The organism is Streptomyces sp. NPDC006208 (assembly GCF_040613775.1).
Lineage (GTDB): Bacteria > Actinomycetota > Actinomycetes > Streptomycetales > Streptomycetaceae > Streptomyces.
Window position 1 is genome coordinate 200393 of the sequence record NZ_JBEXSW010000004.1, and the last position, 26043, is coordinate 226435.

Consider the following 26043-nt stretch of genomic DNA (forward strand, 5'->3'; position numbering starts at 1 on the left):
GGCGCCGGGACCCCTTTGGTTCCAGGTGTGCAGGTGATTCCAGGGCCGGCGGCCATGGGCACGCAAGGCGTACGACGGGCGCATCACCCAGATCCCCTCCCCAGGTCGTGGGTCATATGCCTCAGCCAGCCTGGCATGCGATCCGCCCGGCCGCTGCCATTCCGGACGGAATACGGCCACGGGCCGCCGCTGCCCCTAGGGGCGCGGAGCCCGCCGGCGCCGTCCTCGCCGTCCTACCGCTTGGCCACGAAGACGTGCGACGCCACTTCCGCGTCCAGTTCCGCCGCCTCGCCACCGCTGCCCACGAGCACCCCGCCCGCGGACTCCGTCACACTCACCACCGAACCGGGCTGCACACCCGCCCGCCGCAGCGTGTACATCAGCTGGGCATCCGTCTGGATCGGCTCGCCGATCCGGCGCACGATGACCGTCTTGCCGTCCGCGCCCGGGTCCAGCTCGGCCAGCGAGACCATGCTGTCGTCCAGGAAGGGGTCGGCCTCCGCCTTCTCTCCCAGCTCCTCCAGGCCCGGGATCGGGTTCCCGTACGGAGACTCGGTCGGGTGGCGCAGCAGCTCCAGCACCCGCCGCTCCACCGCCTCGCTCATCACGTGCTCCCAGCGGCAGGCCTCGGCGTGGACCTGCTCCCACTCCAGCCCGATCACGTCGACCAGCAGACACTCCGCCAGGCGGTGCTTGCGCATCACTCGCGTCGCCAGCCGCCGGCCTTCCTCGGTGAGCTCGAGATGCCGGTCGCCCGCGACCGTGACGAGACCGTCGCGCTCCATCCGGGCCACGGTCTGGCTGACCGTCGGGCCGCTCTGGTCGAGCCGCTCCGCGATGCGGGCCCGCATGGGCACCACACTCTCCTCTTCCAGCTCGAGGATGGTGCGGAGATACATCTCCGTCGTGTCGATCAGTCCGGACATACGAGCCCCTCGATGCTGTGACATGAAAACGGTCGTGCGCTGGTCCCGGCTCAATTCTTACGCATCCCGCCGACAACCGTGCCGTGCGAGGGGAACCCAGTACAGCAGCCTTGTGTTGCGGGCTCGTAAGGCAGGCCCGCACGGCGCGGTCCGTATTGACAGGGCAATGGTCCAGACCGCACCGTGATCCGCGACACGGGTACTCCCGGTGTCGTCCTCCCCTCCTGTGGAAAGGGCTCGGCGATGAGCGAGAGCAAGCTGGCCGGTCAGTTCTTCGACGCCGCCATCGGCCTGCTGCAGCGCGTACGCGACGAGGAGTCCGAGAACATCGCCGCCGCCGGCACGGCCATCGCCGAGGCCGTCGCCTCGGGCGGCCGCCTGTTCGCGTTCGGCGCCGGACACTCCTCCCTCGCCGCACAGGACGTCGTCTACCGGGCCGGCGGCCTGGCCCTGATGAATCTGCTCGCCGTTCCGGGTGTCGTCGGCGTCGACGTCATGCCGGCCACGCTCGGCTCGGCGCTCGAGCGCGTGGACGGGCTCGCCGGCGCGGTACTCGACTCCAGCCCGGCCGGTGAGGGCGACGTACTCGTGATCATCTCCCTCTCGGGCCGTAACGCCCTGCCCGTGGAGATGGCCATGAACGCCCGCGCGCTCGGGCTGACGGTGATCGGCGTGACCTCGGTGGCGTACGCCGAGGAGACCAGGTCACGCCATGCCTCCAACTCGTTCCTGAAGGACCACTGCGACATCGTCCTGGACTCCAAGATCGCCGTCGGCGACGCGGAGCTCACGCACGAGGGCATCGCGGCGCCGTTCGCGCCCGCGTCCACCGTCGTCACCAGCGCGCTGATGCAGGCGACCATGGCCGCGGCGGCCGAACAGCTGGTGGCGCGCGGCATCGAACCCCCGCTGCTGCGCTCGGGGAACGTGGACGGCGGCCACGAGTGGAACGGCCGTGTGATGACGGAGTACCGGGACCGGATCTTCTTCCGTCACTGACGGCCCGCCACTGACGGCCCCGGCGACGAGCGAACGGCCGGCGTGGTCCGGTGCCGCGGCGACGACCGTGCCGCCGACCCCGCGCGGACGGCAGCCGCCGGGTGTCGGTGCGCTCTCCCCCGCGCCGCTCGGACGGGGACCGGCCGGCGATGCCACCGCGGCCCCGGGGCGTCGACCCGGACGTCTGCGCACCATTGCCGCGCCGCCGTCGGCCGGCAGGTGCGCGGACCCGTCTCCCGCGGGCCCGTCCCAGGGGCGGCAGGCCGGAGGCCCGGGGCTCAGCCCCCGGCGCCCTGCCCCGTGACCTGCGCCAGATCCAGCGACGCCGCCGCCAGCACCGCGACGCTCTCCGCATACACCGCGTCCTGACGTTCGAACGCCGGCCGACCCGGCCCGCGCAGGAACGTCAGCACACCCAGCGTCCGCCCCCGGCTGCGCAGCACCGTGCACAGCGCGTGCGCCGCATCCGGCGGCCACTGCCGCTGCGCCGCCCAGTCACCTGCCGCGGCCGCACCGGCGCTCGCCCGCACCGAGCCGCACCGCTCCACCGACTGGAACGCCGGGTGGCCCGGCGGGTACCGCACCGGAAGCCCGCCGCCCGCGACCGGCGCGCACGGTCCGGGCGCCCCCGCAGGCGTCGCCGCCGCGCGCACCAGACGCTCCCCCTCCGCCTCCGCCAGATCGATCAGCGCATGGTCGGCGAAGCCGGGCAGCGAGAAGTCCAGATACGCGGTCGCCGCCTCCACCGGGTCCTCGCACTCCGCGGCCGCCCGTCCCGCCCGGTGCAGCTGACTCGACCGGAACCGCATCCGGTCCGCCTCCTGTTCGGCCAGCTTCGCCTCGGTCACGTCGTGGAACAGCCACCCCACGCCCAGCGGTACGGGCTCCTCCGCGAGCGGCGAGGCCAGCCGCAGGAACCCGCTGCGCCAGCAGCGCCGCTGCTGCTCGCCCCCGGCGGTGGCGACGGTCACCCACAGCTCGACGAGCCCGCGCGGCGCGCCTTCGGCGAGTACGTGATGGAGCGCGCCCTCCAGTTCCTCCACACCCTGGACGACGACCTCCCCGAGCGGCCGGCCCAGCGCGGAGCTGCGCCCCGCGCCGAACGCCCGCGCCGCATGGGCGTTGACGACGGCGGGCCGCAGGTCCACATCGACCAGGACGACACCCCACGACGCGTCGTCGAACAGGGCCTCGCTCAGCGCGATGGACCGCTCCAGATCGATCTGGGCGTGCACTTCGCTGAACGCGCAGTACACCCCGGCCGACCTGCCGTCCACGCCGACCACCCGCGCCGACTGCGTCCGCACGAGCACCCGCCCGCCGTCCTTGCGCAGCAGCGCGAACTCGTGCACCTGCCGTCCCGGTGCCTCCATCGCGGCCATCAGCCGCCGCTGGACCTCCCCGGCGTCCGCCCTGCGCACGGCCCAGCCGGAGAACCCGTGCCGCCCGACCGCCTCTTCGGCGGACCACCCGAGGATCCGCTCCGCCTCGCGGTTCCAGTGGGTGATGGTTCCGCCCGCGTCCAGGGCGCAGAGCGCGGCATCCATCCCGTCCAGCAGGGCGGCCAGCAGGTCCGCCCCCGGCGGCCCGCCCCGGCCCGGTTCGCCGGCGCCGACGGCGGCATCGGTGGTCTTGTGTCTGGAAGCAGTCATCCTGGACCCCCTGCAGGACGTGTCCGCGAGTACCGGTGCACGTCAGATCATTCAACTGGAACGTGACGCAGGACACATACAGTTCGGGGAAATCCCTGCCCGCCGAAATTTCGGCCATGCCTGGGCCTGTGTTCCGGATCAGGCCGGAACAGTGAGCGGGATCCCGGTGCGGGGGCTGCCTCCCGCACCGAAGGCCGCGGGGGGAGCCAGGGCACGCGAGCCCGGCATCATCCGGAAAAGAGGCTTTAGCATGCCCGGCATGCTGATCGACAAGGCGCTGACAGGCCTGGCACGCAACCCTGCACTCCCCGAGCACCTGCTGCGGCGACTGCTGCACCACCAGGAGGCGTGCGGCGAGGCGGCGCGTCGGCGCACCGATCTGACCGAGGAACTCACGGACAGGATCCTCGCGTTCGGCGACGACTGGCGCGCCCTGTCGCTCGCCTGCAACCCGGAGCTGCCGCCGGCCGTCCGGCGCACCCTGGCCGGCCACGCCGACGACATGGTGCGCAGCGCCCTCGCCTCCCGCGCCGCCGGTCTGTCCGGCGATGTGTTCGCCGCGCTCGCCGAGGACCCGTCCGCCAAGGTCCGCACGGACGTCGCGCGGAACGGCGACACCCCGCCCGCGATCCGCGCCCGCCTCGCCGACGACCCCGACCCCGCCGTGCGCATCGAGCTCGCCCAGTGGTGGGTCGAGGCGCCGGAGGACGTGCGGCGCACGCTGCTGACGGACGAGGACCCGAAGGTCCGGGCGGCCGCCTGCTCGACGTACTTCCGCCGCACCCCGCACCCCGTTCCGCCCGCCGACCTGCACGCCGCCCTGCTCGCCGACCCGGTGACCAGGGCGGGAGCGGTCCGGCATGTGGCCCTGGACGCGGCTCTGGCGAAGGAGTTGGCCGAGGACCCGGACGACGACGTACGCGCCGCCTTCGCCGCCCACCCCGGCCTGCCGGCCGGCCTTCGCGACGCGCTCGCCCAGGACGCGTCGCCGCTGGTCCGTGCCGAGATCTTCGTGCGCGAGGACACGCCGGAGGAGCAACGAGCGTCCATCTACAAGGAGTTGATAGACGGCGCAGACCGCGGCGACGCCGCGTTCGCGGTCACCGAGGAGGATCTTCTCTGCCAACTCGCCCTGACCGGGCTCACGTTCCGGAACATCTCCTGGATACAGGCCGACCCGCTCCCGCATGCCGACTCCCCGTACGCCTGCTTCCGCCGCTCGGCAGCGGCCGGCCGCGACCTGCCCGCCGAGGCCGTCGACCGTCTCCTGGAGGACGAGGACAACAGCGTCCGCCACACCATGGCGTCCCATGCCCCGGCCCTCTCCCCGGAGGCCGCCGAGCGTGTGGAGCGCCGGCACCGGCGCAGCAAGGTCCGCGGCCGCCCCGCCGACCACACCACCTTCCCGCCCGAAACCCTGCGCCGCTTCGCCACCGACGCCGACCCCCGGATCCGTGCCCTGGCCCCCCGCGACCCGGACCTGCCCCCCGCGCTCGCCGCCCGGCTGGCCGCCGACGACGACCATCTGGTCCGCCGCGAGGTCGCGCCGCACCCGAACCTGCCGGTCGCGGCCCTCAGAGCCCTGCTGGCGGACGGGGACGAGGAGGAGTCCGTGGTCACAGCGGCGGCGAGCTCCCCGGCGCTGCCGGTCGAGGCGATGGAGGAGCTGCTGGCGCAGGCCGGCCTGTGAGGCGGCGGCACGGTCACCTCCCGCACCACTCGTCCCGAAAATAGGGTTGAGCATCCCCGGAGAGGCTCCTAGTGTGGGCCGCACGCCGAAAGGAGGTGATCCGGAAGTGATTTCTTACCGGACCAGCGAGGTGACTGCGGGCTAGGGCCTGCCGTCGCACTCTGTGCACCTCGGCAGGCCGTCTGCCGAAACCAAGCAGTCACCCGACCCGTGGGCCGCCGGTAAGTCCGGCCGGCTTCCTCCGTCCCGTACGGCAGGAACCAAAGGCCCACGGGTCGTCTGCGTTCCCGGCCCCGGCACCCTCACGCCAGGCTCAGCTTCCCCGTCCGCTGCGCCCGTGCCTCCCCCGCCTTCAGGATCACCGCAGCCGCGGCCAGCAGCAGCGCGCTCAGCGCGCCGAGAGCCGCCAGGGTCGGGCCCAGCTCGGCGACCGTCCGCCCTTCCAGCAGTGCGCCGCGGACCGCGAGCAGGCTGCCCGTCAGCGGGAAGACCGCGCCCACGATCTGGATCGCCGCAGGCAGGGCGAAGTTCGGCAGGCGCACGCCCGAGACGAACCAGAGGGGCTCGTCGAGGATCGTGTAGAGGAACGCCGAGTCTCGGGAGAAGACCAGCAGGCTGTTGAGGAACGCTCCCCACGCGACCGCGGGGATCAGCAGCGCCAGCAGAACCACCCCGCACATCCACCAGGCCGCGACCGACAGCGCGCCGAAGCCGGTGAGGGCCACGATCGTGAAGCAGGTCAGCAGCCAGGCGTTCTGGAGCAGGGCGCCGGTGCCGTTGGCGATCATGAGGGTCAGACGGCCCGCAGGGGAGAGGAAGAGGAGTTCCAGGGTGCCGGTGCTGCGCTCGAAGGAGAAGTGCCAGGCGGACTGGACGAGCGAGAAGAAGAAGGCGTAGGCGAGCGTGCCGGTGGCGAGGAAGGCGAGCAGCCGGTCGGGATCGGCGGCCGCCGGCCAGTTGTCCGCGGCGGGGGACGCGGTCGCGACCGGGCGCAGCGTGTAGTAGGTGGTGGCGAGCTGGAGGACCGGCCAGACCAGCATGGAGAAGACGACCAGGGGCTGGCCGAAGAGTCTGCGGTGCTGCTTCAGCGCTTCGGCGGCGAAGACGCGCAAGGCGTGGCTCGGGCGGCTCATACCGAGGCCGCCTCGGCGGGGGCCCGGCCCGCGTCCGCGCGGCCCTCGTGCGTGCGGTCGGCGAGCTTGAGGACGGCGTCCTCGAGGCTCGCTTCGGCGATGTCGAGACCGCCGATGGAGCCGCCCGCCCCGACGAGCGCCGCGGCGAGCGGGCCGGCGATGTCGTCGGGGTGTCGCAGGGTGATCACCTCGCTGCCGTCGGGGCGGGGTTCGCGGGTGGCACCGAAGGAGTCGGCGACGGCGGTGACGCGTTCGCCGGGGTTGGTGACCGTGATGCGTACGGTGCGGTGGCTGCCGGTCGCCGCCTTGAGCTCGGCGGGGCTGCCCTCGGCCAGGTGGCGGCCGTCGGAGATCACGTACACATGGCCGCAGAGCTCCTCCACCTCGGCGAGGTAGTGGGAGGTCAGCAGGACACCGGTGCCGTCGGCGGCGAGGCGGGCGACGACGCGGCGCAGGTCGCGCGCGATGGGCGCGTCGAGGCCGAGGGTCGGCTCGTCGAGGAGCAGGTAGTCGGGTTCGTTGATCAGTCCGCGGGCGATGGCGAGGCGCTGTGTCATGCCCCGCGAGTAGCGCTCGACCATGGTGTCGGCGGCGTCGGTCAGGCCGACCAGGGCGAGGAGTTCGTGGATGCGGCGGCGCAGGTCCGGCTTGGGCACGTCGTAGAGCTGGCCGAAGTACCAGAGGTTCTCGCGGCCGGTCATACGGGTGTAGACCATGCGCTCGCCGCCGGCGATGAGGTTGATGCGGCGGCGTACGGCGCGGGCGTCGGCGACGGTGTCGAGGCCGTCGACCGTGACCGTGCCCGAGGTGGGGCGCAGCAGCGTGGCGATGGTCTTGATGGTGGTGGTCTTGCCGGCGCCGTTGAGGCCGAGGAGTCCGGTGATACGGCCCGGGGGGATGTCGAGGTCGAGTCCGTCGACGGCGGTCTTGAGCGTGCGGGGGCCGAAGATGCCCTTGTCGCGTACGGGGAAGTCCTTGCGCAGGGCGCGGACCTGGATCCCGGTGGTCATCAGTAGGTCCTCTCGACGGCTCGGGCTTCGGCACGTGGCAGGTACGCCAGGCCGAGGAGCAGGTAGACGGCGGTGAGCGCGGCGCAGACCGCGAGCCGCGGGGCCAGTTCGGCGAAGGAGTGTCCGCCGGTGAGTGATCCGTGCAGGACGTCCATGGCGGCGGTGGTGGGGAGGGCTTCGGCGAGCCACTGGGCCGGGGCGGGCAGGTAGTCGCGGGGGAAGGTGAAGCCGCACAGCAGCCCGAGCACGATGAAGACGGTGTTCTGGGAGATGTGCGCCTCGCCCGCGGCGATCATCAGCCCGCCGAGTCCGACGGACAGTGCGAAGACCGCGCAGACGAGGGCAAGTGCGCCGGCGAGTGCGCCGAGTGGTGAGGCGACCGGGACGGCGATGCCGAGCAGGGCGAGAACGACGCCGAGGGTGAGGAATTCGACGAGGCTGCTGAGGACGGCGAAGGCCGTGAAGCCGAGCAGGTAGGGCAGCCGTCCGGCGGGTGCGATGAGCAGGGCGGCGAGGGTGCCCTGGCGCTGTTCGGTGATGAGTGCCTTGGCCGACCAGAGGATGAGGCGGACGGCGAACTGGAAGGCCGTCGCACCGACGGCGATGTAGGCGAGGTACGAGGCGGCGCCGGTGCCGAAGTCGTCGCCGACCTCTCCGTCGCCGATGGCGTGGAAGCCGAGGTACGCGAGCGAGATGGTGAGCGCGGCGGGCAGCACGGTGCCGACGGCGTAGGTCCATGGATAGGCACGTCTGGTCATCTGCCAGGTACGCCATGCGGTGGCCCGGGCTGTGGGCACGACCTCTCCCCCTTGAGATCCGAGACAAGCTTGAGATCCGACGACTAGTGAGTTCCCATTAGGAACTAAGTAAGTTTCTATCGGGAACTCACCCCATGACGCAAGATGGTTCCTGCGATGTCAGGGAGGAGCGGACGATGGCGAGAGCAGTACCGGAGCGCGACGCCGCCTGCGCCGTGGCGCAGGCGGCAGCGGTGGTCGGCGACTGGTGGAGCCTGCTGCTCGTACGGGAGACGGCCCGCGGCCGGCACCGCTTCGACGAGCTCCAGCACGAGCTGGGCATCTCCCGCAAGGTGCTCACCGAGCGCCTCGCGCACCTGGTCGACAGCGGCATCCTGGAGAAGGTCCCGTACCAGCGGGGCCCGGTGCGCCACGAGTACCGGCTGACCGCCGCCGGCCGCGCGCTGCTCCCCGTACTGGTGTCCCTGCAGGACTGGGCCGACCGCTGGCTCCTCGGCGACGGCACGCTCACCGCCTCGGCCGACGATCACAGCGCCGAGGCACGGCGGATGACCGGGCTGCCCGGCACCCGGCTGCCGCGGATCACGCTGCCCGCGCACACCGGCGACGGCCTGGACCCCGTCGATGCGGACGCGGCGGCGACCGTGCTGTTCTGCTATCCGGCCACGGGGCGGCCGAGCCCGCTGCCGGACGGCTGGTCCGACATCCCGGGAGCCGCCGGCTGCACCCTCGAGAACCGCCTGTTCGCCGACGCCTACGACGACTTCAGGGCCGCCGGCGTCGCCGTCCGCGGGGTCAGCACGCAGCGCCCCGACGAGCAGCGGTCCTTCGCCGCGGCGGAGGAGATCCCCTTCCCGCTGCTGTCCGACATGGACGCACGCCTGTCCGCGGCGCTGCGGCTGCCCACCTTCCGGGCGGGCCAGGCCCTGCGGCTCAAGCGCGCGGTGCTGGTGGTCGACCGGGAGCGCACGGTGCGCCATGTGCAGTTCCCGGTGACGGACATCCCGGCGGCGGTGGGCACCTCACTCGACCTCGCGCGACGGCTCTAGTGCCACGGCTCTGACGGCTCTGGGCTCCACGGCAGGGATGCCGCATCCTCGGGTCTCACACGGGTTCCACAGCTGTCCGGTGCACTGTCGGTGGACGCCGTGGAACGGACGGGTCCGCCGGGCCCGCGGGCAGGGAGGTTCGAGTGGGCGGGACATCGCGACAGGGGCGGGTGCTCGTGGTCGACGACGATGCGGCGATCCGCCGGTCGCTGGAGCGCGGGCTGCGGCTGAACGGTTTCGCGGTGGAGCTCGCCGGCGGAGGGCGGGCCGCGCTGCACCGTGTCAGGAACGACCCGCCCGATGTGATCGTGCTGGACATATCGATGCCCGACCTCAGCGGCATCGAGGTGTGCGGGGCTCTGCGCGGCGACGGCAACGAGGTGCCCGTACTGATGCTGTCCGCCCTGGACGAGACCTCGGACCGGATAGCGGGCCTCCAGGCCGGAGGCGACGACTATCTGGTCAAGCCGTTCGCCCTTCAGGAGCTGGTGCTCAGGCTCCAGGCGCTGCTGCGCAGGCGCCCGCCCGCCGACGGCGGCCGGGTGCGGATCGGGCCGCTCGTGATGGACCCGGCAGCCCGCGAGGCACGGGTGGACGGTGCCCTGCTCCCGCTGACCCGGCGCGAGTTCGAGCTCCTGGACGTGCTGGTACGCAACACCGGCCTTGTGCTCACGCGTGATCAGCTGCTGGACCGCGTGTGGGGATACGACTTCGACGTCCGTACCGGTGTCGTCGACACGTTCGTGAGCTATCTTCGCCGCAAGCTGGAAGCCGGTGGACGGCCCCGGCTGATCCACACGGTCCGTGGGGTCGGCTTCGTCCTGCGCGACGACAGCGCCTCCGCCGGCAGTCGGGAGGCGCGGTGAAGCTGTCCACCCGGATCGCGCTGGCGGTGGGCGTGGCCGTTGTGCTGCTGGTGCTCGGTTCCGGCTGGCTGCTGATACGGCTGGTGGCGGCCGATCTCCACGACCAGCAGGACCGGCTTCTGCGTGACCGCGCCGCCACGGTCGCCAGGGGCGCCCGCGGTCTGCTGCAAGCAGCGGCCGCCGACCGGCCACCCGCCGTTGAACGTGCCCGCGAGCGCCGCCTGTACAATTCCGCGCTCGACGTCGGTATCCGGCTGATCGGCCCCGAGGGAACGGCGTCCGGCGGGCCGCAGCCGAAGGCGGACGTACCGTTGCCCCGCAGCGCCCCTGAACCTGTCACCGTGCGGGACGGCAGCACGAGCTGGCGGACCATGTCCGTACAGGTCACCGGTCCGCGGCAGGGCGTCGACGGCACCTTGTGGCTGTTCTCGCCGGACACGACGAGCGAGGCACAGCTGGGACTCGTACGCGCCCGGGTACTCACCGTCGCCGGGCTGACCGCACCCCTGGCCGCACTGCTCGCCGGAGCCGTGGCCACCCGCGCGAGCCGGCCACTGCGGCGCCTGCAGCAGCGCACCAGCGGCCTGGACCCACGGGCCACCACGACCCGGCTCGATCACAGCCCGACCCGGGTCACCGAGGTCGACGACCTGGCCCGCACCCTGCAGACCGTACTGGCCCGCTACGACGAGCAGGCCGCCCGCACGGCCGAGACGCTGGCCACGGCACGGTCCTTCTCGGCGGCCGCGTCGCACGAACTCCGCACCCCGCTGATGAGCATGCAGACGAACCTGGAGCTCCTCACCGACCATCCCTCACTGGCCGAGCCGGAGCGGGAAGAGATCCTGGACGATCTCCGGCACGAACACAGGCGCCTGCTGGGCCTGCTGGTCATGCTGCGTGAGCTGGGCCGTGGAGACCTGGTCGAAGCCGACGCGTTCGGACCGGTGGACCTGGCAGAGGTGGCCGAGGCCTCGGTCGCGGACCTGCGGCGCAGTCACCCGGGAGCAAGGGTCAGCGTGTCCGGCGAGCAGTTCCTCCCCGTGCACGGCTGGGAGCCGGGACTGCGCACCGTCCTCGACAATCTGTTGGCCAACGCCGTTCTCCACGGCTGCCGCGGATCGGAGCCCGCTCGGGTCGATCTCGTCCTGCGGACAGATCCGGAGCCACAGGGTGCGACGGCGGTCCTCACGGTGGACGACCACGGGCCGGGCATACCGGCCTGCTCCCGCGACGCCGTGTTCGAGCGCTTCCACCGCAGGCCCGGCAGCCCCGGCTCCGGCCTCGGCCTCACGCTGGTTGCCCAGCAAGTGGCGCTGCACCGTGGCCGGGTACGGGTGCTGGACCGGCCCGGCGGCACCGGTACCCGCTTCGAGGTCCGTCTGCCGGCGCAAGGACGTGACGGGAAGGCCGTCGCGCTGCCGCTGCGCCGGGACTGGATGATCGGGACAGCCGCAGGAGTCGCCGCTGCGCCCCCGGACCACCCGCCGACGACGCATCCGGAATACGGCAGAAGCAGGCGGTGAAGCCGTCGACGGGGTGTCCGGCCCGTGTCGACGCCGCCTGCCCGTACCGGTTGGCCGCCGGCCCTGAACGGAGCGGACCTGGTGACCGTCCGGTGGACCGACGGCGCGTGGACGGCGCGGGCGGCAGCCCTGCATCGGGCCGCCCCGCTGCGACGGGCAGACGGCCACAGAGTTTCCACAAAGACGGCCCCTAGCGTTCCGACCGGAACGGCAACCCCGCCGGAACCGGCATGGAGGAACAGTCATGTTGACACTCAGGAACGCCGTCGTCGCCCTTGCAGCCTGCGGTTCTCTGCTCGCCGCCGGCGGCAGCGCCGCGGCCGACGACGGCACGCCCGCACCCGGCGCCACCCGCAGCGGCGACGGCGCCAAGAAGCTGTGCAAGCGCCTGCCGAAGATCGAAAAGCGTATCGGGAACGCGCTGGAGCGCATGAACGGCGATGCGGCCACGCGTGGTTCGATCGCCCGCCTCGAGAAGCGCGTGGCCGCGGCCAAGTCCGCCGGCCACACGGAGATCGAGACCTTCCTCCGCAACCGGCTCACCGCCCGCACGTCGCACGTCACCACGCTTGAGCAGCGTCAGAAGGACCTGGCCAAGGTCAAGACGTGGTGCCGGGCCAACGGCGACGGGGCCAAGGGCTGATGCGGGCAACGGCCCGGCCTCGCTCCGTCGGCCGCGCGGCGGCGGCTGTGGCCATCGCACTCCTGGTCGCCGGATGCGGTCAGGACACCGGACCGGCGGCCGGTGACAGCGCGCCGGTCCCGAGCGGTTCCGCACCGGCGACCGTCACGCCCACCGAGCCGGCCGCCGAGATGGAAAAGCTGCTGAACGACGCCGAATCGGCGGCGCACGCCGCCGAAACCGACATCGCGGCAGACGACTGAGACAGGCTGAAGAGGCAGGACGTGCGGGTCGGCACTCGCCGCGCGCCACCGCCCCACCTGTCGGCCCCCGAGTGCGGGCCCCTCCCCGCGGGACCGCGCACCGCCCTGTGGCCCCGGAGCCTCGTGCCTCGGCTCCGGGGATCCACCCGGTGCTCGCCGCAGTCCGTACGAGAGGCGTCCCACTCGGCCCGAGGCCCTGTCCGGGCGATCTTCGAGGATCAGCCTGCGGCGTCGGATGCATGGGGTCTTCCCAGGCCCGCCAGGGTCTGGGCATGGGGTCTCCCCAGGCCCGAAAGGGCCGAGGCATGGGGTCTCCCCAGGCCGCCAGGGCCGAGGCATGGGGTCTCCCCAGGCCGCCAGGGCTGAGGCATGGGGTCTCCCCAGGCCGCCAGGGCCGAGGCATGGGGTCTCCCCAGGCCGCCAGGGCCGAGGCATGGGGTCTCCCCAGGCCGCCAGGGCCGAGGGGACGCATCGCAAGGCGGTAGGGGTACCGCCCGGAGGCCGGAGGAGATCGCCCTCGTACCGGACGTACTCGGGCGACTCCGACAACACAGCGAGGTGCCGCAGTTGCCGCCGCGGGCCCGACGAGATCGCCCGGACAGGGCCTATGGCGCCAGACGCTCCACGGTCCAGCCGCCCTTGCCCGGCTCGGCGTCCGCGTCGGTACGCACGTACCGCAGACGGTCGTGCAGCCGGTTCTCGTGCCCCTGCCAGAACTCCACCGCGTCCGGTACGACCCGGACGCCGCCCCACTGCGGCGGCACGGGCACCTGCTCGCCCTCCGGGTAGCGGGCCTCCAGCTCCTCGTAGCGCCGCAGCAGCTCCTCGCGCGAGGCGATCACCGAGGACTGCTCGCTGGCCCAGGCACCCAACTGGGAGCCGTGCGGGCGGGTGCGGAAGTACGCGACCGTCTCGTCGCGGCCGATCCGGGACGCGGTTCCGGTGACGATGATCTGGCGTGCCAGCGGGTGCCAGGGGAAGAGCAGCGAGACATACGGGTTGGCGTCGATCTCCCGTCCCTTGCGCGAGGCGTAGTTCGTGAAGAAGACGAAGCCGCGCTCGTCGTACTGCTTGAGCAGGACGGTCCGGGTCGACGGGCGCCCGTCGGGGCCGGCTGTGGCGACGACCATGGCGTTGGGCTCCATCAGGGCCGCGGCGGCGGCCTCGGCGAACCAGCGGGCGAACTGGTCCATGGGTCCCTCGGCCAGTGCGGACTCGTCGAGCGGCGTCGAGCGGTACTGCTCACGCATGACGGCGGGGTCCGGTACGACGAGGTCGGTCGCGGCGGGGTCCGGTACGGCGAGACCGGAGACGGTCACGTCGGCGGGGCCCCGCGATCCCGGGGCGGCGGCCGGATCCGGCTCGGACGATTGCGGTGCGGCGTCATCGGTCACAAGAACATCCTGCCGCAGGGGTCGAGTTTGCCCGGCGCGGAGTGCCGTCAATCCTCCTGGACCGAAATGGGGCAGTGTGCCGGATGTCACGCTTCCCCGCATCATCAGCACCCGCCAAAATCTTGCGTCGGGTCACTGTGGCCTCCCTACAGCAGGGGATATCGTGCCTGCCTCCCGACGGTTGGGTGATCCCCGGCCGTAGGGGGAATCACCGGGGTGACCGGCCCGCTTCTGTCGTACACGTCTTGAGGAGCCGCCTGATGTCCGACTTCGTACCTGGACTCGAAGGAGTCGTCGCGTTCGAGACGGAGATCGCCGAACCCGACAGGGAGGGCGGCTCGCTGCGCTACCGGGGTGTCGACATCGAGGAACTGGTGGGGCACGTCTCCTTCGGAAACGTATGGGGCCTGCTGGTGGACGGCGCGTTCAACCCCGGGCTGCCGCCCGCCGAGCCGTTCCCGATCCCGGTGCACTCCGGCGACATCCGGGTCGACGTGCAGTCGGCGCTCGCGATGCTGGCCCCCGTCTGGGGTCTGAAGCCGCTCCTGGACATCGACGAGGCGCAGGCCCGTGACGATCTGGCGCGCGCAGCCGTGATGGCGCTGTCGTACGTGGCGCAGAGTGCGCGCGGCCAGGGTCTGCCGATGGTCCCGCAGAAGGAGATCGACAAGGCCCAGTCCGTCGTCGAGCGCTTCATGATCCGCTGGCGCGGCGAGCCGGACCCCAAGCACGTCAAGGCCGTCGACGCCTACTGGACCTCGGCCGCCGAGCACGGCATGAACGCCTCGACCTTCACCGCCCGCGTCATCGCCTCCACGGGCGCCGACGTGGCCGCCGCCCTCTCGGGTGCCGTGGGCGCGATGTCGGGGCCGCTGCACGGTGGTGCGCCCTCCCGTGTGCTCGGCATGATCGAGGAGATCGAGCGCACGGGTGACGCGACCGCGTACGTGAAGCGGGCCCTGGACAAGGGCGAGCGCCTGATGGGCTTCGGCCACCGCGTCTACCGCGCCGAGGACCCGCGCGCCCGCGTGCTGCGTCGTACGGCGAAGGAGCTGGCCGCGCCCCGGTTCGAGATCGCGGAGGCGCTGGAGAAGGCCGCGCTGGAGGAGCTGCACAACCGCCGCCCGGACCGGGTCCTGGCGACGAACGTGGAGTTCTGGGCGGCGATCATGCTGGACTTCGCCGAGGTCCCGGCGCACATGTTCACGTCGATGTTCACCTGTGCCCGTACGGCGGGCTGGTCGGCGCACATCCTGGAGCAGAAGCGCACGGGCCGTCTGGTGCGTCCGTCCGCGCGGTACGTGGGCCCCGGCGCGCGCAGCCCGCGCGAGATCGCGGGCTACGAGGACATCGCGAACCTGGCGGGCTGACCCACCGGTGGCGGTGGGGGCGGCCGGTCCGCGCCGCCCCCCGCCGTGTCCGCTGCCGCTGTCAGAACTTGCCCCACACCACGACGGTGCGGTGACCGCCCAGTTCCCGGCCGAGCTCGGCCACGAACTCCGGGCGGAACTCCAGCCAGTTCCAGAACTCCAGGCCCAGGTAGCCGAAGGCGTAGGAGTCGTGCGGCCAGGTCCAGTCGGTGATCGGGACGTCGACGCCGCAGTGCCGGCACTCCACGCTCGCCTCGCCCGTGGCGCTCCAGGCGTCCATGGCCCGGGAGAAGGACTCCCACTCCTCGTCCAGAGGTTCGCCGCCCTCGCCGGGCGGTGTGTCGTCGTCCAGCGGGTCGTCGTCCAGCGGGTCGTACCGGTCCGCGTCCCCGGGCCCGAACAGGGTGCGGCCCCCGCAGCTCGGGCAGTCGGCCCAGTCGGCGTCGCCCTGACCGCCGAAGAAAACGGTCCGGCCGGTCGTGACGTCCAATCCGTCCGACGGATCCCGGTCGGCGTCCTCGGGGGCCGCGGTCCTGGCCCAGTTCGGGCCCGGCGGATGCCCGAGCGGCTTCCCGAGCACACAGTCGGTCTGCTCGGCGCGCACGATGCCCTCCGCGACCAGCCACGCGACCGCACGCTCGGCGAGCGCCGGGGCGTCCTCGGCCGTGGCGTCGAGGTCGACGATGGTCTGAAAGTGGTCGCCCATCTCAGAACTTGCCCCCGTGCTGCTCGACGCGGTGCCCCAGCTGCCTGCCGAATTCGGCGACGAACTCGTCCGTGAGCGGTGGCCACCCCCAGAAGTCGAACGCGAGCGCCCCGAGTTCGAAGCCCCATCCGAACCGCCACTCGGTCACCGGGACCGAGGCGCGGCACGCGGGGCAGTCCACGCTCCCCCGGCCCGTCTCCATCCAGGCGGCGATGCCCTCCCGGAAGGGCTGCCAGACCTCCTCCTTCGGTTCGAACTCCTCCGGATAGTCGATGACGACCGTCCTCGTGTCGCAGCGCGGGCAGATCGCGGCGTCCGCCGTGTCCTCGCCCTGACCCCCGACGTGGTAGTTCCGGCCGACGATCACGGCCACCGGCGCCGGTATGTGGTCGCCCCAGTCCTCTGCGGCCCGCGCCCAGTTGGGGCCGGGCACATAGCCCTCCTCCACCCGGAGGCTGTACATCGCGTCGCCGGACATCTCGCGCGTGATCAGGCCCTCGGCCACCATCCAGTCGACCGTCCGCTCGGCGAGCGCCGGGGCGTCCTCCTGGGAAACCTCGACATCGACGATCCGCTCGAAGTTGTCACCCATCCTGGCTCAACCCCTCCTCGATCAGTGCCGCCCACTGTGTCACCACCCTCTGACGGCGGGCGGCGTCGTCGGTGAGGAGGTTGGCGAGCCCGAGGCCGCGCGCCATGTCCAGCAGGCCCTGGACGGTCTCGCGTACGCCCGGCCGTGACTCGTCGGCGTTCAGCAGCCGTACCGCGATCCGGTGGGTCTCACGGCCGACCTTGGCCTCCAGTTCCGTGACCCGCGCGCGCAGCTGCTCCTCGTTCGAGGCGGCGACCCACAGCTGCAGCGCGGCCCGGAACAGCGGTCCGATGTACAGATCGACCAGGGCCGCGACCACCGCCGTACGGTCCTGGGTCGGCAGCGTGCGCAGCGCCTGGGAGCGCTCCTCCGAGACGTACTCGACCGCCGCCGTGAACAGGTCCTCCCGGGTGGGGAAGTGGTGCTGCGCCGCGCCGCGCGAGACTCCGGCCCGTTCGGCCACCACCGAGACGGTCGAGCCTGCCCAGCCGACCTCGGCCAGGCAGGCGACCGCCGCCTCCAGCAGCCGCTGCCGGGTGACCCGGCTGCGGTCCTGCTTGGGCTCCTTGGCGGTGGGGCTCACAACACCCATGCGGGTTCCCGTCGTTCGAGGAAGGCCGTCATCCCTTCGCGCGCCTCGGCCGATGCGAAGAGCGAGGCCGACCGCTGGACCAGGTCTTCCGCGTCCCGGTCGAAGGTCTCCAGCACCCTAGCCGCGACGAGCTGTTTCGATGCGGCCAGGCCCTGCGGTGACGCCCTGCGCAGCCCGTCGAGCAGCGGCGCGAGCGCCGCGTCCACGTCCTCGCCGTCCGCGGCCAGCGTCAGCAGCCCGGCGCGGACCGCCTCCGTCGCGCCGAAGCGCTCGCCGGTGAGGTAGTACCGCTCGGCGGCCCGCGGGGCCATACGCGCAAGCAGCGGCAGCGAGATCACCGCCGGGGCCACCCCGATGCGGACCTCGGTGAAGGCGAAGTCCGAACCGGCGGTGGCCGCCGCAATGTCGCAGGCGCCGACCAGACCGAGCCCGCCGGCCCGCACATGACCGGCCACCCGGGCCACGACCGGCTTGGGCAGCGTGACGATCTGCCGCAGCAGAGCGACGAACGTGTACGGGTTGGGCGGGTTGTTCAGGTCCGCCCCGGCGCTGAACGTCGAACCCGAGTGCGTGAGCACCACGGCCCGCACGGAGTCGTCCTTGGCGCAGTCGGCGAGCCGCTCGGCGAGCTCGCCGACCAACTGCGCCGACAGGGCGTTGCGGCTGGCCGGCGAGTCGAGTGTCAGGGTGGTGATACCGCGTTCGTGTGCGGTGAGGACCAGCGTCACGTGTTCTCCTTCTCCCCGGCGCTCTGCGCGCGCCGGGTCTCCCGGTCCCTCAGCTCCCGCCGCAGGATCTTTCCCGAGGCGGCGCGCGGGACGCCGCCGATGAACTCGATGCGGCGGATCTTCTTGTACGGGGAGACGCGCTCGGCGACAAACGCGAGCACCTCGTCCTCGGTCAGCTCCGTGGCGGACGGCTGCTTGACCACGAACGCCTTCGGGATCTCGTTGCCGTCCTCGTCGTACACGCCGATCACCGCCGCGTCCGCGATGGACTCGTGGGTGAGCAGCAGCGCCTCCAGGTCGGCCGGGGCCACCTGGTAACCCTTGTACTTGATCAGTTCCTTGACCCGGTCGACGACGAACAGCCAGCCGTCCTCGTCGACCCGCCCCACATCACCGGTGTGCACCCAGCCGTCCGCGTCGATCATGTCCGCGGTGGCGTCGGGCCGGCCGAGATAGCCCTTCATCACCTGCGGGCCGCGGATTGCGACCTCGCCCTCGGCGCCCGCGGCGGCGTCCGCCCCGGAGCCGTCGAGGTCGAGGATCCGCATCTCGGTGCCCGGGAGCAGCAGACCCACCGCGCCCGCGGGCGGGTTCGTCGCGGACAGCGGTACGACATGGGTGCCGGGCGACAGCTCGGTCATGCCGTACGCCTGGCGCACGGGCGGCAGACCGAGCCGCTGCGAGCAGGCCTCGCCGAGGCGGGCGTCGAGCGGTGCGGCGGCGCTGACGATGTACTCCAGGCAGGAGAGGTCGTACTGGGCGACGGCCGGGTGCTTGGCGAGGGCGAGGACGATCGGCGGGGCGACGTACAGGCCGTTGATCCTGTGTTCCTGTATCGCCGAGAGGAACGTGTCGAGTTCGAACCGTGGCAGCACCACGACGGTGGCTCCGTGACGCAGCGGCGCGTTCATCAGAGCTGTGAGCCCGTAGATGTGGAAGAAGGGCAGAACGGCCAGGATGCGGTCGCCGGGGCCCATCGGTATGAACGGGGACAGCTGCGCCAGGTTGGTGGCGATGGAGCGGTGGGTGAGCATCACTCCCTTCGGCACCCCTGTGGTGCCCGACGAGTACGGCAGGGCCGCGACGTCCTCGGACGGGTCGATCGGGACCTCGGCCTCCGGCGCGGTGGACACGAACATGTCGAGGACGCTGACATGCCCGTCGGCCCGGTCGCAGACGAAGATCTCCTTGATGCCTGCGGCGAGTTCGGCGGCCCGGCGGGCGACTTCGAGCAGCGGTGAGACGGTCACGATCCAGCGGGCGGAGGAGTCGCGCAACTGCTTGGCGAACTCCTCCGCCGTGGCGAGCGGATGGACCGTGGTGACCGAGGCGCCGGCGCGCGTGGCCCCGTAGAACACGGCGGGGTAGGCCACCGTGTTGGGGCTGTGCAACGCCAGCACATCGCCCTTGCGCAGGCCGGCCGCGGCGAACGAGGCGGCGATCCGGCGGTGGAACAGATCCAGCTGGTGGTACGTGACGGTGGTGCCGTTCACCCCGTCGACGAGGGCGACCGTGTCACCGAACTCGGCCGCGCGGCCCAGTACGGCCTCGTGGATGGGCTCGACGACGTCCGGTACATCCGCGTACGTGCTGCGGAACACGCTGCTGTGCTTCACCATGACGGCCCCCTCGGCCCTGCGTGGATCGACGCTGTGTCGACGGCCAGAATGTCGTGCGTCAGTACGACTTGGGGAGACCCAGGGACTGGTGGGACACATAGTTGAGGATCATTTCCCGGCTGACCGGGGCGATCCGGGAGACGCGGGCGGCGGTGACGAGGGACGCCAGACCGTACTCCCGGGTGAGTCCGTTGCCGCCGAGGGTGTGCACGGCCTGGTCGACAGCCTTCACACAGGCCTCACCCGCCGCGTACTTGGCCATGTTCGCGGCCTCACCCGCGCCGATGTCGTCGCCCGCGTCGTAGAGGGCGGCGGCCTTCTGCATCATCAGCCGGGCCAGCTCCAGTTCGATGTGCGCCTGGGCGAGGGGGTGGGCGATGGCCTGGTGGGCGCCGATGGGGGCCTTCCAGACCTGGCGGGTCTTCGCGTAGTCGACGGCGCGGTCCAGGGCGTAGCGGCCCATGCCGATCGCGAAGGCGGCGGTCATGATGCGCTCGGGGTTGAGCCCGGCGAACAGCTGGAGCAGTCCGGCGTCCTCTCCCCCACAGCCTTCGGCGTGGGAGGTGCCCCCACCCACCAGCGCTTCGGCGGGCAGCCGTACGTCGTCGAGTACGAGCTCGAACTGCTTTTCCTGCGCGCGCAGTTCCATGTCTATCTGCGAGCGCCCGAAGCCCTCGGCGTCCCGGTCCACGATGAACAGGCACGGCTTGAGGCTGCCCGTGCGGGCGTCCTCGGTGCGGCCGACGATGAGGGTCGCGTCGGCGATGTCGACACCGGAGACGAAGACCTTGCGGCCGGTCAGGACCCAGCCGTCGCCGTCGCGGCGGGCGGTGGTGGTGATGCGATGGGAGTTCGACCCTGCGTCGGGCTCGGTGATGCCGAAGGCCATGGTGAGGCTGCCGTCGGCGAGGCCGGGCAGCCACTTCTGCTTCTGCGCGTCGGTACCGAACCGGGCGATGACGGTGCCGCAGATGGCGGGCGAGACGATCATCATCAGGAGCGGACAGCCGGCGGCGCCCAGCTCCTCGAGCACGATGGAGAGTTCGGCCATGCCGCCGCCTCCGCCGCCGTACTCCTCGGGAAGGTTCACGCCGAGGTAGCCGAGCTTGGCGGCCTCGCCCCAGAGCGTCTGCCGGTCGTGGTCCCGCCCGTGCCGCCGCCCGAGGGCTGCGACGGCGTCCCGCAGGGACTTGATCTCCTGGCTCTCGATGGTGCTCATGATTCCTCGTCCTCCTGTACTTCTTGTACGACGGCGAGCAGGGCACCGACCTCGACCTGACGGCCGGGTACGGCGTGGAGCGCGATGAGCGTGCCGGAGGCGGGAGAGACGATCTTGTGCTCCATCTTCATGGCCTCCAGCCAGACGAGTGGCTGTCCTTGTGTCACGCGGACGCCCTCGGCGAGCCCGTCCCCGACGCGCACGACGGTCCCGGGCATCGGCGCGAGCAGCGAGCCGGGCTCGGCCCGTTCGGCGGGATCGGTGAACCGGGGGCGCGCGGCGAGGGTGTGGGCGCCGACAGGACTGTCGACGTGCACGGTGTCGCCGTAGGCGGTGACGTCGAAGTTCCGTACGACACCGTCGACTTCGAGCACCACGCGATGCGGCAGGGCGGCGACGACCCGCACGCCGGGCGCGTCGAGGACCTCGTACCCGCCGTCGCGGGTGGGGCGGTAGCGGACCTCGTGGTCGCCGTAGGTCTTGGTCTGCGCCTGGGAGGCGAGGTTGCGCCACGCGCCGAGGCGCTGGGCGAGGGCGGGGGCTCCTGCCGGTGCCCGTCCGGTGCGCGCCGCCGCGTCGGCCAGCGCTGCCGCGACGGCGGCCGGCTCGGCACCGGGCGCGGCCCCGGTGAGCTCGTCGAGGTTGCGCTCGTAGAAGCCGGTGTCGAGCCGCCCGCCCACGAAGTCGGGGTGCTCCAGCGACCGTACGAGCAGCTCCCGGTTGGTGACGGGCCCGTGCACCCGCGCCCGCCGCAGGGCGTACGCGAGCCTGCGCACGGCGGCCTCGCGGGTGGGCGCCCACGCGATGACCTTGGCGAGCATGGGGTCGTAGTGCACCCCGATGGTGTCGCCACCGGTGTACCCGGTGTCGACCCGCACCCAGGGCGCGCCGCCGGGGGCGTGGGGGGTCCCACCCTCCACGTTCACGGGCGGGCGGGCGGGGAAGGAGAGCTCGTGCAGCACCCCCGCCTGCGGCGTCCAGCCCGTGGCCGGGTCCTCCGCGTACAGACGGGCCTCCACCGCGTGGCCGTGCGCCACCGGCGGCGCCGGTGGCAGCGGCTCGCCCTGCGCGACCAGGATCTGGAGCGCGACCAGATCGATGCCGAACACCGCCTCCGTCACCGGGTGTTCCACCTGGAGGCGCGTGTTCATCTCCAGGAAGTGCGCCCGGCCGTCCTCGGACACCAGGAACTCCACCGTGCCCGCGCCCCGGTAGCCCACCGCCCGTGCCGCCGAGACCGCCGCATCGTGGAGGGAGGCGACCAGTTCGGGGGCGAGCCCCGGCGCCGGGGACTCCTCGATGACCTTCTGGTGGCGGCGCTGCAGCGAGCAGTCCCGCGTTCCCAGCGCCCACACCGTCCCGTGCGCGTCCGCCAGGACCTGGACCTCCACATGGCGGCCCCGCTCGATGTACGGCTCGACGAACACCTCTCCGTCCCCGAAGGCGGACGCCGCCTCCGAGCGGGCGGCCTCCAGCTCGCCGGGCAGCGCGTCGAGCGTGCGGACGATCCGCATACCGCGGCCGCCGCCGCCCGCCGCCGCCTTCACCAGGACCGGCAGGTCGGACTCGGCCACGTCCGTCAGGGGCGCCAGGCCCATCAGTTCCTTCGCCCGCGTCTTGGACGCCATCGCCTCGATCGCGGAGGGCGGCGGACCGATCCACACCAGACCGGCATCCGCCACCGCACGCGCGAACTCCGCGTTCTCGGACAGGAATCCGTACCCCGGGTGCACCGCGTCCGCGCCCGCCGCCAGCGCCGCCTTCACGATCAGCTCGCCGCGCAGATACGTCTCGGCCGGCGCCGCCCCCGGCAGCCGTACCGCCGCGTCCGCCTCCCGCACATGCAGCGCACCGGCATCCGCGTCCGAGTACACCGCCACCGTCGCGATCCCCAGCTCGCGGCAGGTACCGAAGACGCGGCAGGCGATCTCGCCCCGGTTGGCGACAAGAACAGTCTGAATCATCAGGCCCTCACATCCGGAAGACGCCGAAGCCGCCGCGCGCGCCCTCGACCGGTGCCGTGTGGATCGCGGACAGGCACAGCCCCAGCACCGTCCGGGTGTCACGCGGGTCGATGACCCCGTCGTCGTACAGCCGCCCGGACAGGAACATGGGCAGGGACTCGGACTCGATCTGTGCCTCGACCATCGCCCGGAGTCCCGCGTCCGCCTCGTCGTCGTACGGCTGCCCCTTGGCGGCCGCCGACGCCCGCGCGACGATCGACAGCACACCCGCCAGCTGCTGGGGGCCCATCACCGCCGACTTGGCGCTCGGCCAGGCGAACAGGAACCGCGGGTCGTAGGCCCGGCCGCACATGCCGTAGTGACCGGCGCCGTACGACGCGCCCAACAGCACCGACAGATGCGGGACGCGCGAGTTCGACACCGCGTTGATCATCATCGCGCCGTGCTTGATGATGCCGCCCTGCTCGTACTCCTTGCCCACCATGTAGCCGGTGGTGTTGTGCAGGAACACCAGGGGCACATCACGCTGGTTGGCCAGCTGGATGAACTGCGCGGCCTTCTGCGACTCGGCGGAGAACAGCACGCCCTGGGCGTTGGCCAGCACCCCCACCGGATAGCCGTGCAGCGACGCCCATCCCGTCACCAGGCTCGGCCCGTACAGCGGCTTGAACTCGTCGAAGTCCGACCCGTCGACGATCCTCGCGATCACCTCGCGCGGGTCGAACGGCGTCTTCAGATCGCCGGGCACGATGCCCAGCAGCTCGTCCTCGGCATACTTGGGCGGCTGGGCGGGGGACGGATCGGCATGTGCCTTGCGCCAGTTGAGACGGGCGACCACCCGCCGCGCCTGGCGCAGGGCGTCCGCCTCGTCCAGGGCGAAGTGATCCGCGAGACCCGAGGTCCGCGCATGCATCTCGGCGCCGCCGAGCGACTCGTCGTCGCTCTCCTCGCCCGTCGCCATCTTCACCAGCGGTGGCCCGCCGAGGAAGACCTTCGACCGCTCCTTGATCATGATGGTGTGGTCCGACATGCCGGGTACGTAGGCCCCGCCCGCCGTCGAGTTGCCGAACACGACGGCGATCGTCGGAACACCCGCCGCCGACAGCCGCGTGAGGTCCCGGAACAGCGCCCCGCCAGGGATGAAGATCTCCTTCTGCGAGGGCAGGTCCGCGCCCCCGGACTCGACGAGCGAGATCAGCGGCAGGCGGTTGACGTACGCGACCTCGTTGGCGCGCAGGGCCTTCTTCAGCGTCCACGGGTTGGACGCGCCGCCGCGCACGGTCGGATCGCTGGCGGTGATCACGCACTCGACGCCCTCCACGACGCCGATGCCGGTGACCATGGACGCGCCGACCGGGTAGTCGCTGCCCCAGGCGGCCAGCGGCGACAGCTCCAGGAACGGCGTGTCCGGGTCCAGCAGCAGCTCGATGCGCTCCCGGGCCAGCAGCTTGCCGCGCTTCCGGTGGCGGGCGACGTACTTCTCGCCCCCGCCCGCGAGCGCCTTGTCGTGCTCGGCGTCGAGTTCGGCGAGCTTGGTGAGCATCGCGTCGCGGTGGGCGGCGTATTCGGGGCTCGTCGGATCGACGGCCGACGCCAACACGGTCACAGCACAACCTCCGGCATCACAGCAGCACCTCCGGGATGTCGACGTACCGCGAGCGCAGCCACTCGCCGAGCGCCTTGGCCTGCGGGTCGAAACGCGCCTGGGCGGCGACGCCTTCGCCGAGAATCTTGTCGACCACGAAGTTCAGGGCCCGCAGATTCGGCAGGACATGCCGTACGACGGGCAGTTCGGCGGTCTCCGGGAGGAGCACGCGCAGCCGCTCCACGGTCAGTTCGTGGGCGAGCCACCGCCAGGCGTCGTCGGAACGGGCCCACACCCCGACGTTGGCGGACCCGCCCTTGTCGCCACTGCGGGCGCCCGCGACCAGCCCGAGCGGGGCCGCGCGGCGCGGCCCGTCGGGCAGCGGCTCGGGCAGCGTGCCCGGCTCCTCGGCCGCCGTCGGCCCGGTCCGTACCGCCGGCTTGATCACGTACCGCACCCCGTCGGGCAGCACCGCAGTGTGCTCGATCTCGCCCGCCGGGACGTACGCGGCCTCGAAGACCCCGTACGGCGCGCCCTTGCCGGGCGGGGCTGTCACATGGAAGCCGGGGTAGCTGCCGAGTGCGAGCTCGACGGCCGCGCCGGAGACCGCGCGCCCGACCCGTCCGGCGTCCGGGTCGCGCACGACCAGGCGCAGATAGGCGCTCGCACGCTCCTCCGTGTCGGCGTCGGAGGCCTCGGTACGGGCCAGCTCCCACCGCACCTCGGCGGGCCGGTGCTCGCCGAGTGCGTCCTCCAGCTGCTCCCGCACCAGGCGGGCCTTGGCCTCGATGTCGAGCCCGGTCAGCACGAACACGACCTCGTTGCGCCAGCCGCCGATCCGGTTGAGCCCGACCTTGAGGGTGGGCGGCGGGGCCTCGCCGCGCACACCCGAGATCCGTACCCGGTCGGGGCCGTCCTCGGTGAGCCGTACGGTGTCGAGCCGGGCGGTCACGTCCGGCCCCTCGTAGCGGGCGCCCCCGGTCTCGTACAGCAGCTGCGCGGTGACGGTGCCGACGTCGACGAGGCCGCCGGTGCCGTCGTGCTTGGTGATGACCGAGGTGCCGTCGGCGTGGATCTCCGCGAGGGGGAAGCCGGGACGGCGTACGTCGTGGCCGTTGAAGAACGCGTAGTTGCCGCCGGTGGCCTGGGTGCCGCACTCGAGCACATGACCGGCGACGACCGCGCCGGCGAGCGCGTCGAGATCGTCCGGTCCCCAGCCGAAGTGCGCGGCGGCGGGCCCGGTGACGAGCGCCGCGTCGGTGACCCGCCCGGTGACGACGACATCCGCCCCGGCCCGCAGACAGGCGGCGATGCCGGCCCCGCCGAGATAGGCGTTGGCGGTCAGCGCGCCGGGGAAACGGGCGGCGAGGTCGTCGCCCTCGACATGGGCGACACGGACGGGGACGCCGACCTTCGCCGCCAGTTCGCGGACGGCGTCGGCGAGCCCGGCGGGGTTGAGGCCGCCGGCGTTGGCGACGATCTTCACCCCGCGCTCGTGGGCGAGCCCGAGGGTGTCCTCGAGCTGCCTGAGGAAGGTCTTGGCGTACCCGAGCCGGGGATCCTTCAGACGGTCGCGGCCGAGGATGAGCATGGTCAGCTCGGCGAGGTAGTCCCCGGTGAGCACGTCGAGGGGGCCGGCGGTGAGCATCTCGCGCACGGCGTCGAACCGGTCTCCGTAGAACCCGGAGGCGTTTCCGATACGCAGCACCTGCGCGCCTGACGACCGGGAATCGGTCGCGTCGCCGGGCATCGCCGCGGCCTGAGCGGCCGGTGCGGCTCC

Annotated in this window: 23 protein-coding genes; 8 read left to right on the forward strand and 15 right to left on the reverse strand. The window is 72.3% G+C overall.

Features of this window, described 5'->3' with window-relative positions:
• Window positions 1-233: 233 nt before the first annotated feature.
• Window positions 234-926 carry a metal-dependent transcriptional regulator gene (locus ABZ208_RS04735; protein ID WP_328399264.1) on the reverse strand — a complete coding sequence of 231 codons (693 nt, stop codon included), beginning with the start codon at window positions 924-926 and terminating at the stop codon, window positions 234-236.
• Between the two features lie 243 nt (window positions 927-1169).
• Between ABZ208_RS04735 and ABZ208_RS04740 the strand changes: the two genes are divergently transcribed.
• Window positions 1170-1925: an SIS domain-containing protein gene (locus tag ABZ208_RS04740; RefSeq protein ID WP_356908124.1), complete on the forward strand. Its 756-nt coding sequence runs from the start codon at window positions 1170-1172 to the stop codon at window positions 1923-1925.
• 278 nt (window positions 1926-2203) lie between these two features.
• On the opposite strand, the gene ABZ208_RS04745 is transcribed toward ABZ208_RS04740, so the two are convergent.
• A complete protein-coding gene (locus ABZ208_RS04745) occupies window positions 2204-3577 on the reverse strand; it encodes a PAS domain-containing protein (RefSeq protein ID WP_356908125.1) in 1374 nt (457 codons plus the stop codon).
• A gap of 259 nt (window positions 3578-3836) precedes the next feature.
• Between ABZ208_RS04745 and ABZ208_RS04750 the strand changes: the two genes are divergently transcribed.
• A complete protein-coding gene (locus ABZ208_RS04750; protein WP_356908126.1) occupies window positions 3837-5267 on the forward strand; it encodes a hypothetical protein in 1431 nt (476 codons plus the stop codon).
• 302 nt (window positions 5268-5569) lie between these two features.
• Here the strand turns inward: ABZ208_RS04750 and ABZ208_RS04755 are convergent, their stop codons facing one another.
• Genes ABZ208_RS04755 through ABZ208_RS04765 form a run of 3 tightly spaced genes read right to left on the reverse strand, consistent with a single transcriptional unit; the run spans window position 5570 to window position 8207 of the window.
• The gene (locus tag ABZ208_RS04755; protein WP_356908127.1) at window positions 5570-6400 is read right to left on the reverse strand and encodes an ABC transporter permease; all 831 of its coding nucleotides are present in this window, start codon (window positions 6398-6400) and stop codon (window positions 5570-5572) included.
• Window positions 6397-7410 carry an ABC transporter ATP-binding protein gene (locus ABZ208_RS04760; protein ID WP_356908128.1) on the reverse strand — a complete coding sequence of 338 codons (1014 nt, stop codon included), beginning with the start codon at window positions 7408-7410 and terminating at the stop codon, window positions 6397-6399. The genes ABZ208_RS04755 and ABZ208_RS04760 overlap by 4 nt, the downstream gene beginning before the upstream one ends.
• Window positions 7410-8207, reverse strand: coding sequence for an ABC transporter permease (locus ABZ208_RS04765; RefSeq protein WP_356908129.1), 798 nt, complete (start codon window positions 8205-8207; stop codon window positions 7410-7412). Before ABZ208_RS04765 ends, ABZ208_RS04760 begins: the two co-directional genes overlap by 1 nt.
• Window positions 8208-8344: 137 nt before the next feature.
• On the opposite strand from ABZ208_RS04765, the gene ABZ208_RS04770 reads away from it, so the two are divergent.
• From ABZ208_RS04770 to ABZ208_RS04790, 5 genes are all read left to right on the forward strand, one after another.
• Window positions 8345-9217 (forward strand): winged helix-turn-helix transcriptional regulator, encoded by an 873-nt coding sequence (locus ABZ208_RS04770; RefSeq protein WP_356908130.1) that lies wholly within the window; start codon window positions 8345-8347, stop codon window positions 9215-9217.
• Between the two features lie 143 nt (window positions 9218-9360).
• Window positions 9361-10083, forward strand: coding sequence for a response regulator transcription factor (locus ABZ208_RS04775; RefSeq protein WP_356908131.1), 723 nt, complete (start codon window positions 9361-9363; stop codon window positions 10081-10083).
• A complete protein-coding gene (locus ABZ208_RS04780; RefSeq protein ID WP_356908132.1) occupies window positions 10080-11609 on the forward strand; it encodes a HAMP domain-containing sensor histidine kinase in 1530 nt (509 codons plus the stop codon). The genes ABZ208_RS04775 and ABZ208_RS04780 overlap by 4 nt, the downstream gene beginning before the upstream one ends.
• 244 nt (window positions 11610-11853) lie before the next feature.
• Window positions 11854-12252, forward strand: a complete 399-nt coding sequence (locus ABZ208_RS04785; RefSeq protein WP_356908133.1) for a hypothetical protein — start codon at window positions 11854-11856, stop codon at window positions 12250-12252.
• Window positions 12253-12299: 47 nt separating this feature from the next.
• Window positions 12300-12494: a hypothetical protein gene (locus ABZ208_RS04790; RefSeq protein WP_356908134.1), complete on the forward strand. Its 195-nt coding sequence runs from the start codon at window positions 12300-12302 to the stop codon at window positions 12492-12494.
• 605 nt (window positions 12495-13099) lie between these two features.
• Here the strand turns inward: ABZ208_RS04790 and pdxH are convergent.
• Window positions 13100-13744 (reverse strand): pyridoxamine 5'-phosphate oxidase, encoded by a 645-nt coding sequence (gene pdxH / locus ABZ208_RS04795; RefSeq protein WP_356908177.1) that lies wholly within the window; start codon window positions 13742-13744, stop codon window positions 13100-13102.
• Between the two features lie 404 nt (window positions 13745-14148).
• On the opposite strand from pdxH, the gene ABZ208_RS04800 reads away from it, so the two are divergent.
• Window positions 14149-15258, forward strand: a complete 1110-nt coding sequence (locus tag ABZ208_RS04800) for a citrate synthase 2 (protein ID WP_356908135.1) — start codon at window positions 14149-14151, stop codon at window positions 15256-15258.
• 61 nt (window positions 15259-15319) lie between these two features.
• Here ABZ208_RS04800 and ABZ208_RS04805 read toward each other — a convergent pair whose 3' ends face one another.
• Genes ABZ208_RS04805 through ABZ208_RS04845 form a run of 9 tightly spaced genes read right to left on the reverse strand, consistent with a single transcriptional unit; the run spans window position 15320 to window position 26013 of the window.
• Window positions 15320-15964, reverse strand: coding sequence for a hypothetical protein (locus tag ABZ208_RS04805; RefSeq protein WP_356908136.1), 645 nt, complete (start codon window positions 15962-15964; stop codon window positions 15320-15322).
• 1 nt (window position 15965) lies between these two features.
• Complete coding sequence (locus tag ABZ208_RS04810; RefSeq protein ID WP_356908137.1) at window positions 15966-16556, reverse strand: hypothetical protein; 591 nt, start codon at window positions 16554-16556, stop codon at window positions 15966-15968.
• Window positions 16549-17148, reverse strand: a complete 600-nt coding sequence (locus tag ABZ208_RS04815) for a TetR/AcrR family transcriptional regulator (RefSeq protein WP_356908138.1) — start codon at window positions 17146-17148, stop codon at window positions 16549-16551. The genes ABZ208_RS04810 and ABZ208_RS04815 overlap by 8 nt, the downstream gene beginning before the upstream one ends.
• Window positions 17136-17876 (reverse strand): enoyl-CoA hydratase family protein, encoded by a 741-nt coding sequence (locus ABZ208_RS04820; RefSeq protein ID WP_356908139.1) that lies wholly within the window; start codon window positions 17874-17876, stop codon window positions 17136-17138. Before ABZ208_RS04820 ends, ABZ208_RS04815 begins: the two co-directional genes overlap by 13 nt.
• Window positions 17873-19495, reverse strand: a complete 1623-nt coding sequence (locus ABZ208_RS04825; RefSeq protein ID WP_356908140.1) for a 4-coumarate--CoA ligase family protein — start codon at window positions 19493-19495, stop codon at window positions 17873-17875. The genes ABZ208_RS04820 and ABZ208_RS04825 overlap by 4 nt, the downstream gene beginning before the upstream one ends.
• A gap of 58 nt (window positions 19496-19553) precedes the next feature.
• Complete coding sequence (locus ABZ208_RS04830) at window positions 19554-20714, reverse strand: acyl-CoA dehydrogenase family protein (protein ID WP_356908141.1); 1161 nt, start codon at window positions 20712-20714, stop codon at window positions 19554-19556.
• Window positions 20711-22678: a biotin carboxylase N-terminal domain-containing protein gene (locus ABZ208_RS04835; RefSeq protein WP_356908142.1), complete on the reverse strand. Its 1968-nt coding sequence runs from the start codon at window positions 22676-22678 to the stop codon at window positions 20711-20713. Before ABZ208_RS04835 ends, ABZ208_RS04830 begins: the two co-directional genes overlap by 4 nt.
• A 7-nt stretch (window positions 22679-22685) precedes the next feature.
• On the reverse strand, window positions 22686-24284 hold the full coding sequence (locus tag ABZ208_RS04840; protein ID WP_356908143.1) for a carboxyl transferase domain-containing protein: 1599 nt from the start codon (window positions 24282-24284) through the stop codon (window positions 22686-22688).
• 16 nt (window positions 24285-24300) lie between these two features.
• Complete coding sequence (locus ABZ208_RS04845; RefSeq protein ID WP_356908178.1) at window positions 24301-26013, reverse strand: acyclic terpene utilization AtuA family protein; 1713 nt, start codon at window positions 26011-26013, stop codon at window positions 24301-24303.
• Between the last annotated feature and the right edge of the window lie 30 nt (window positions 26014-26043).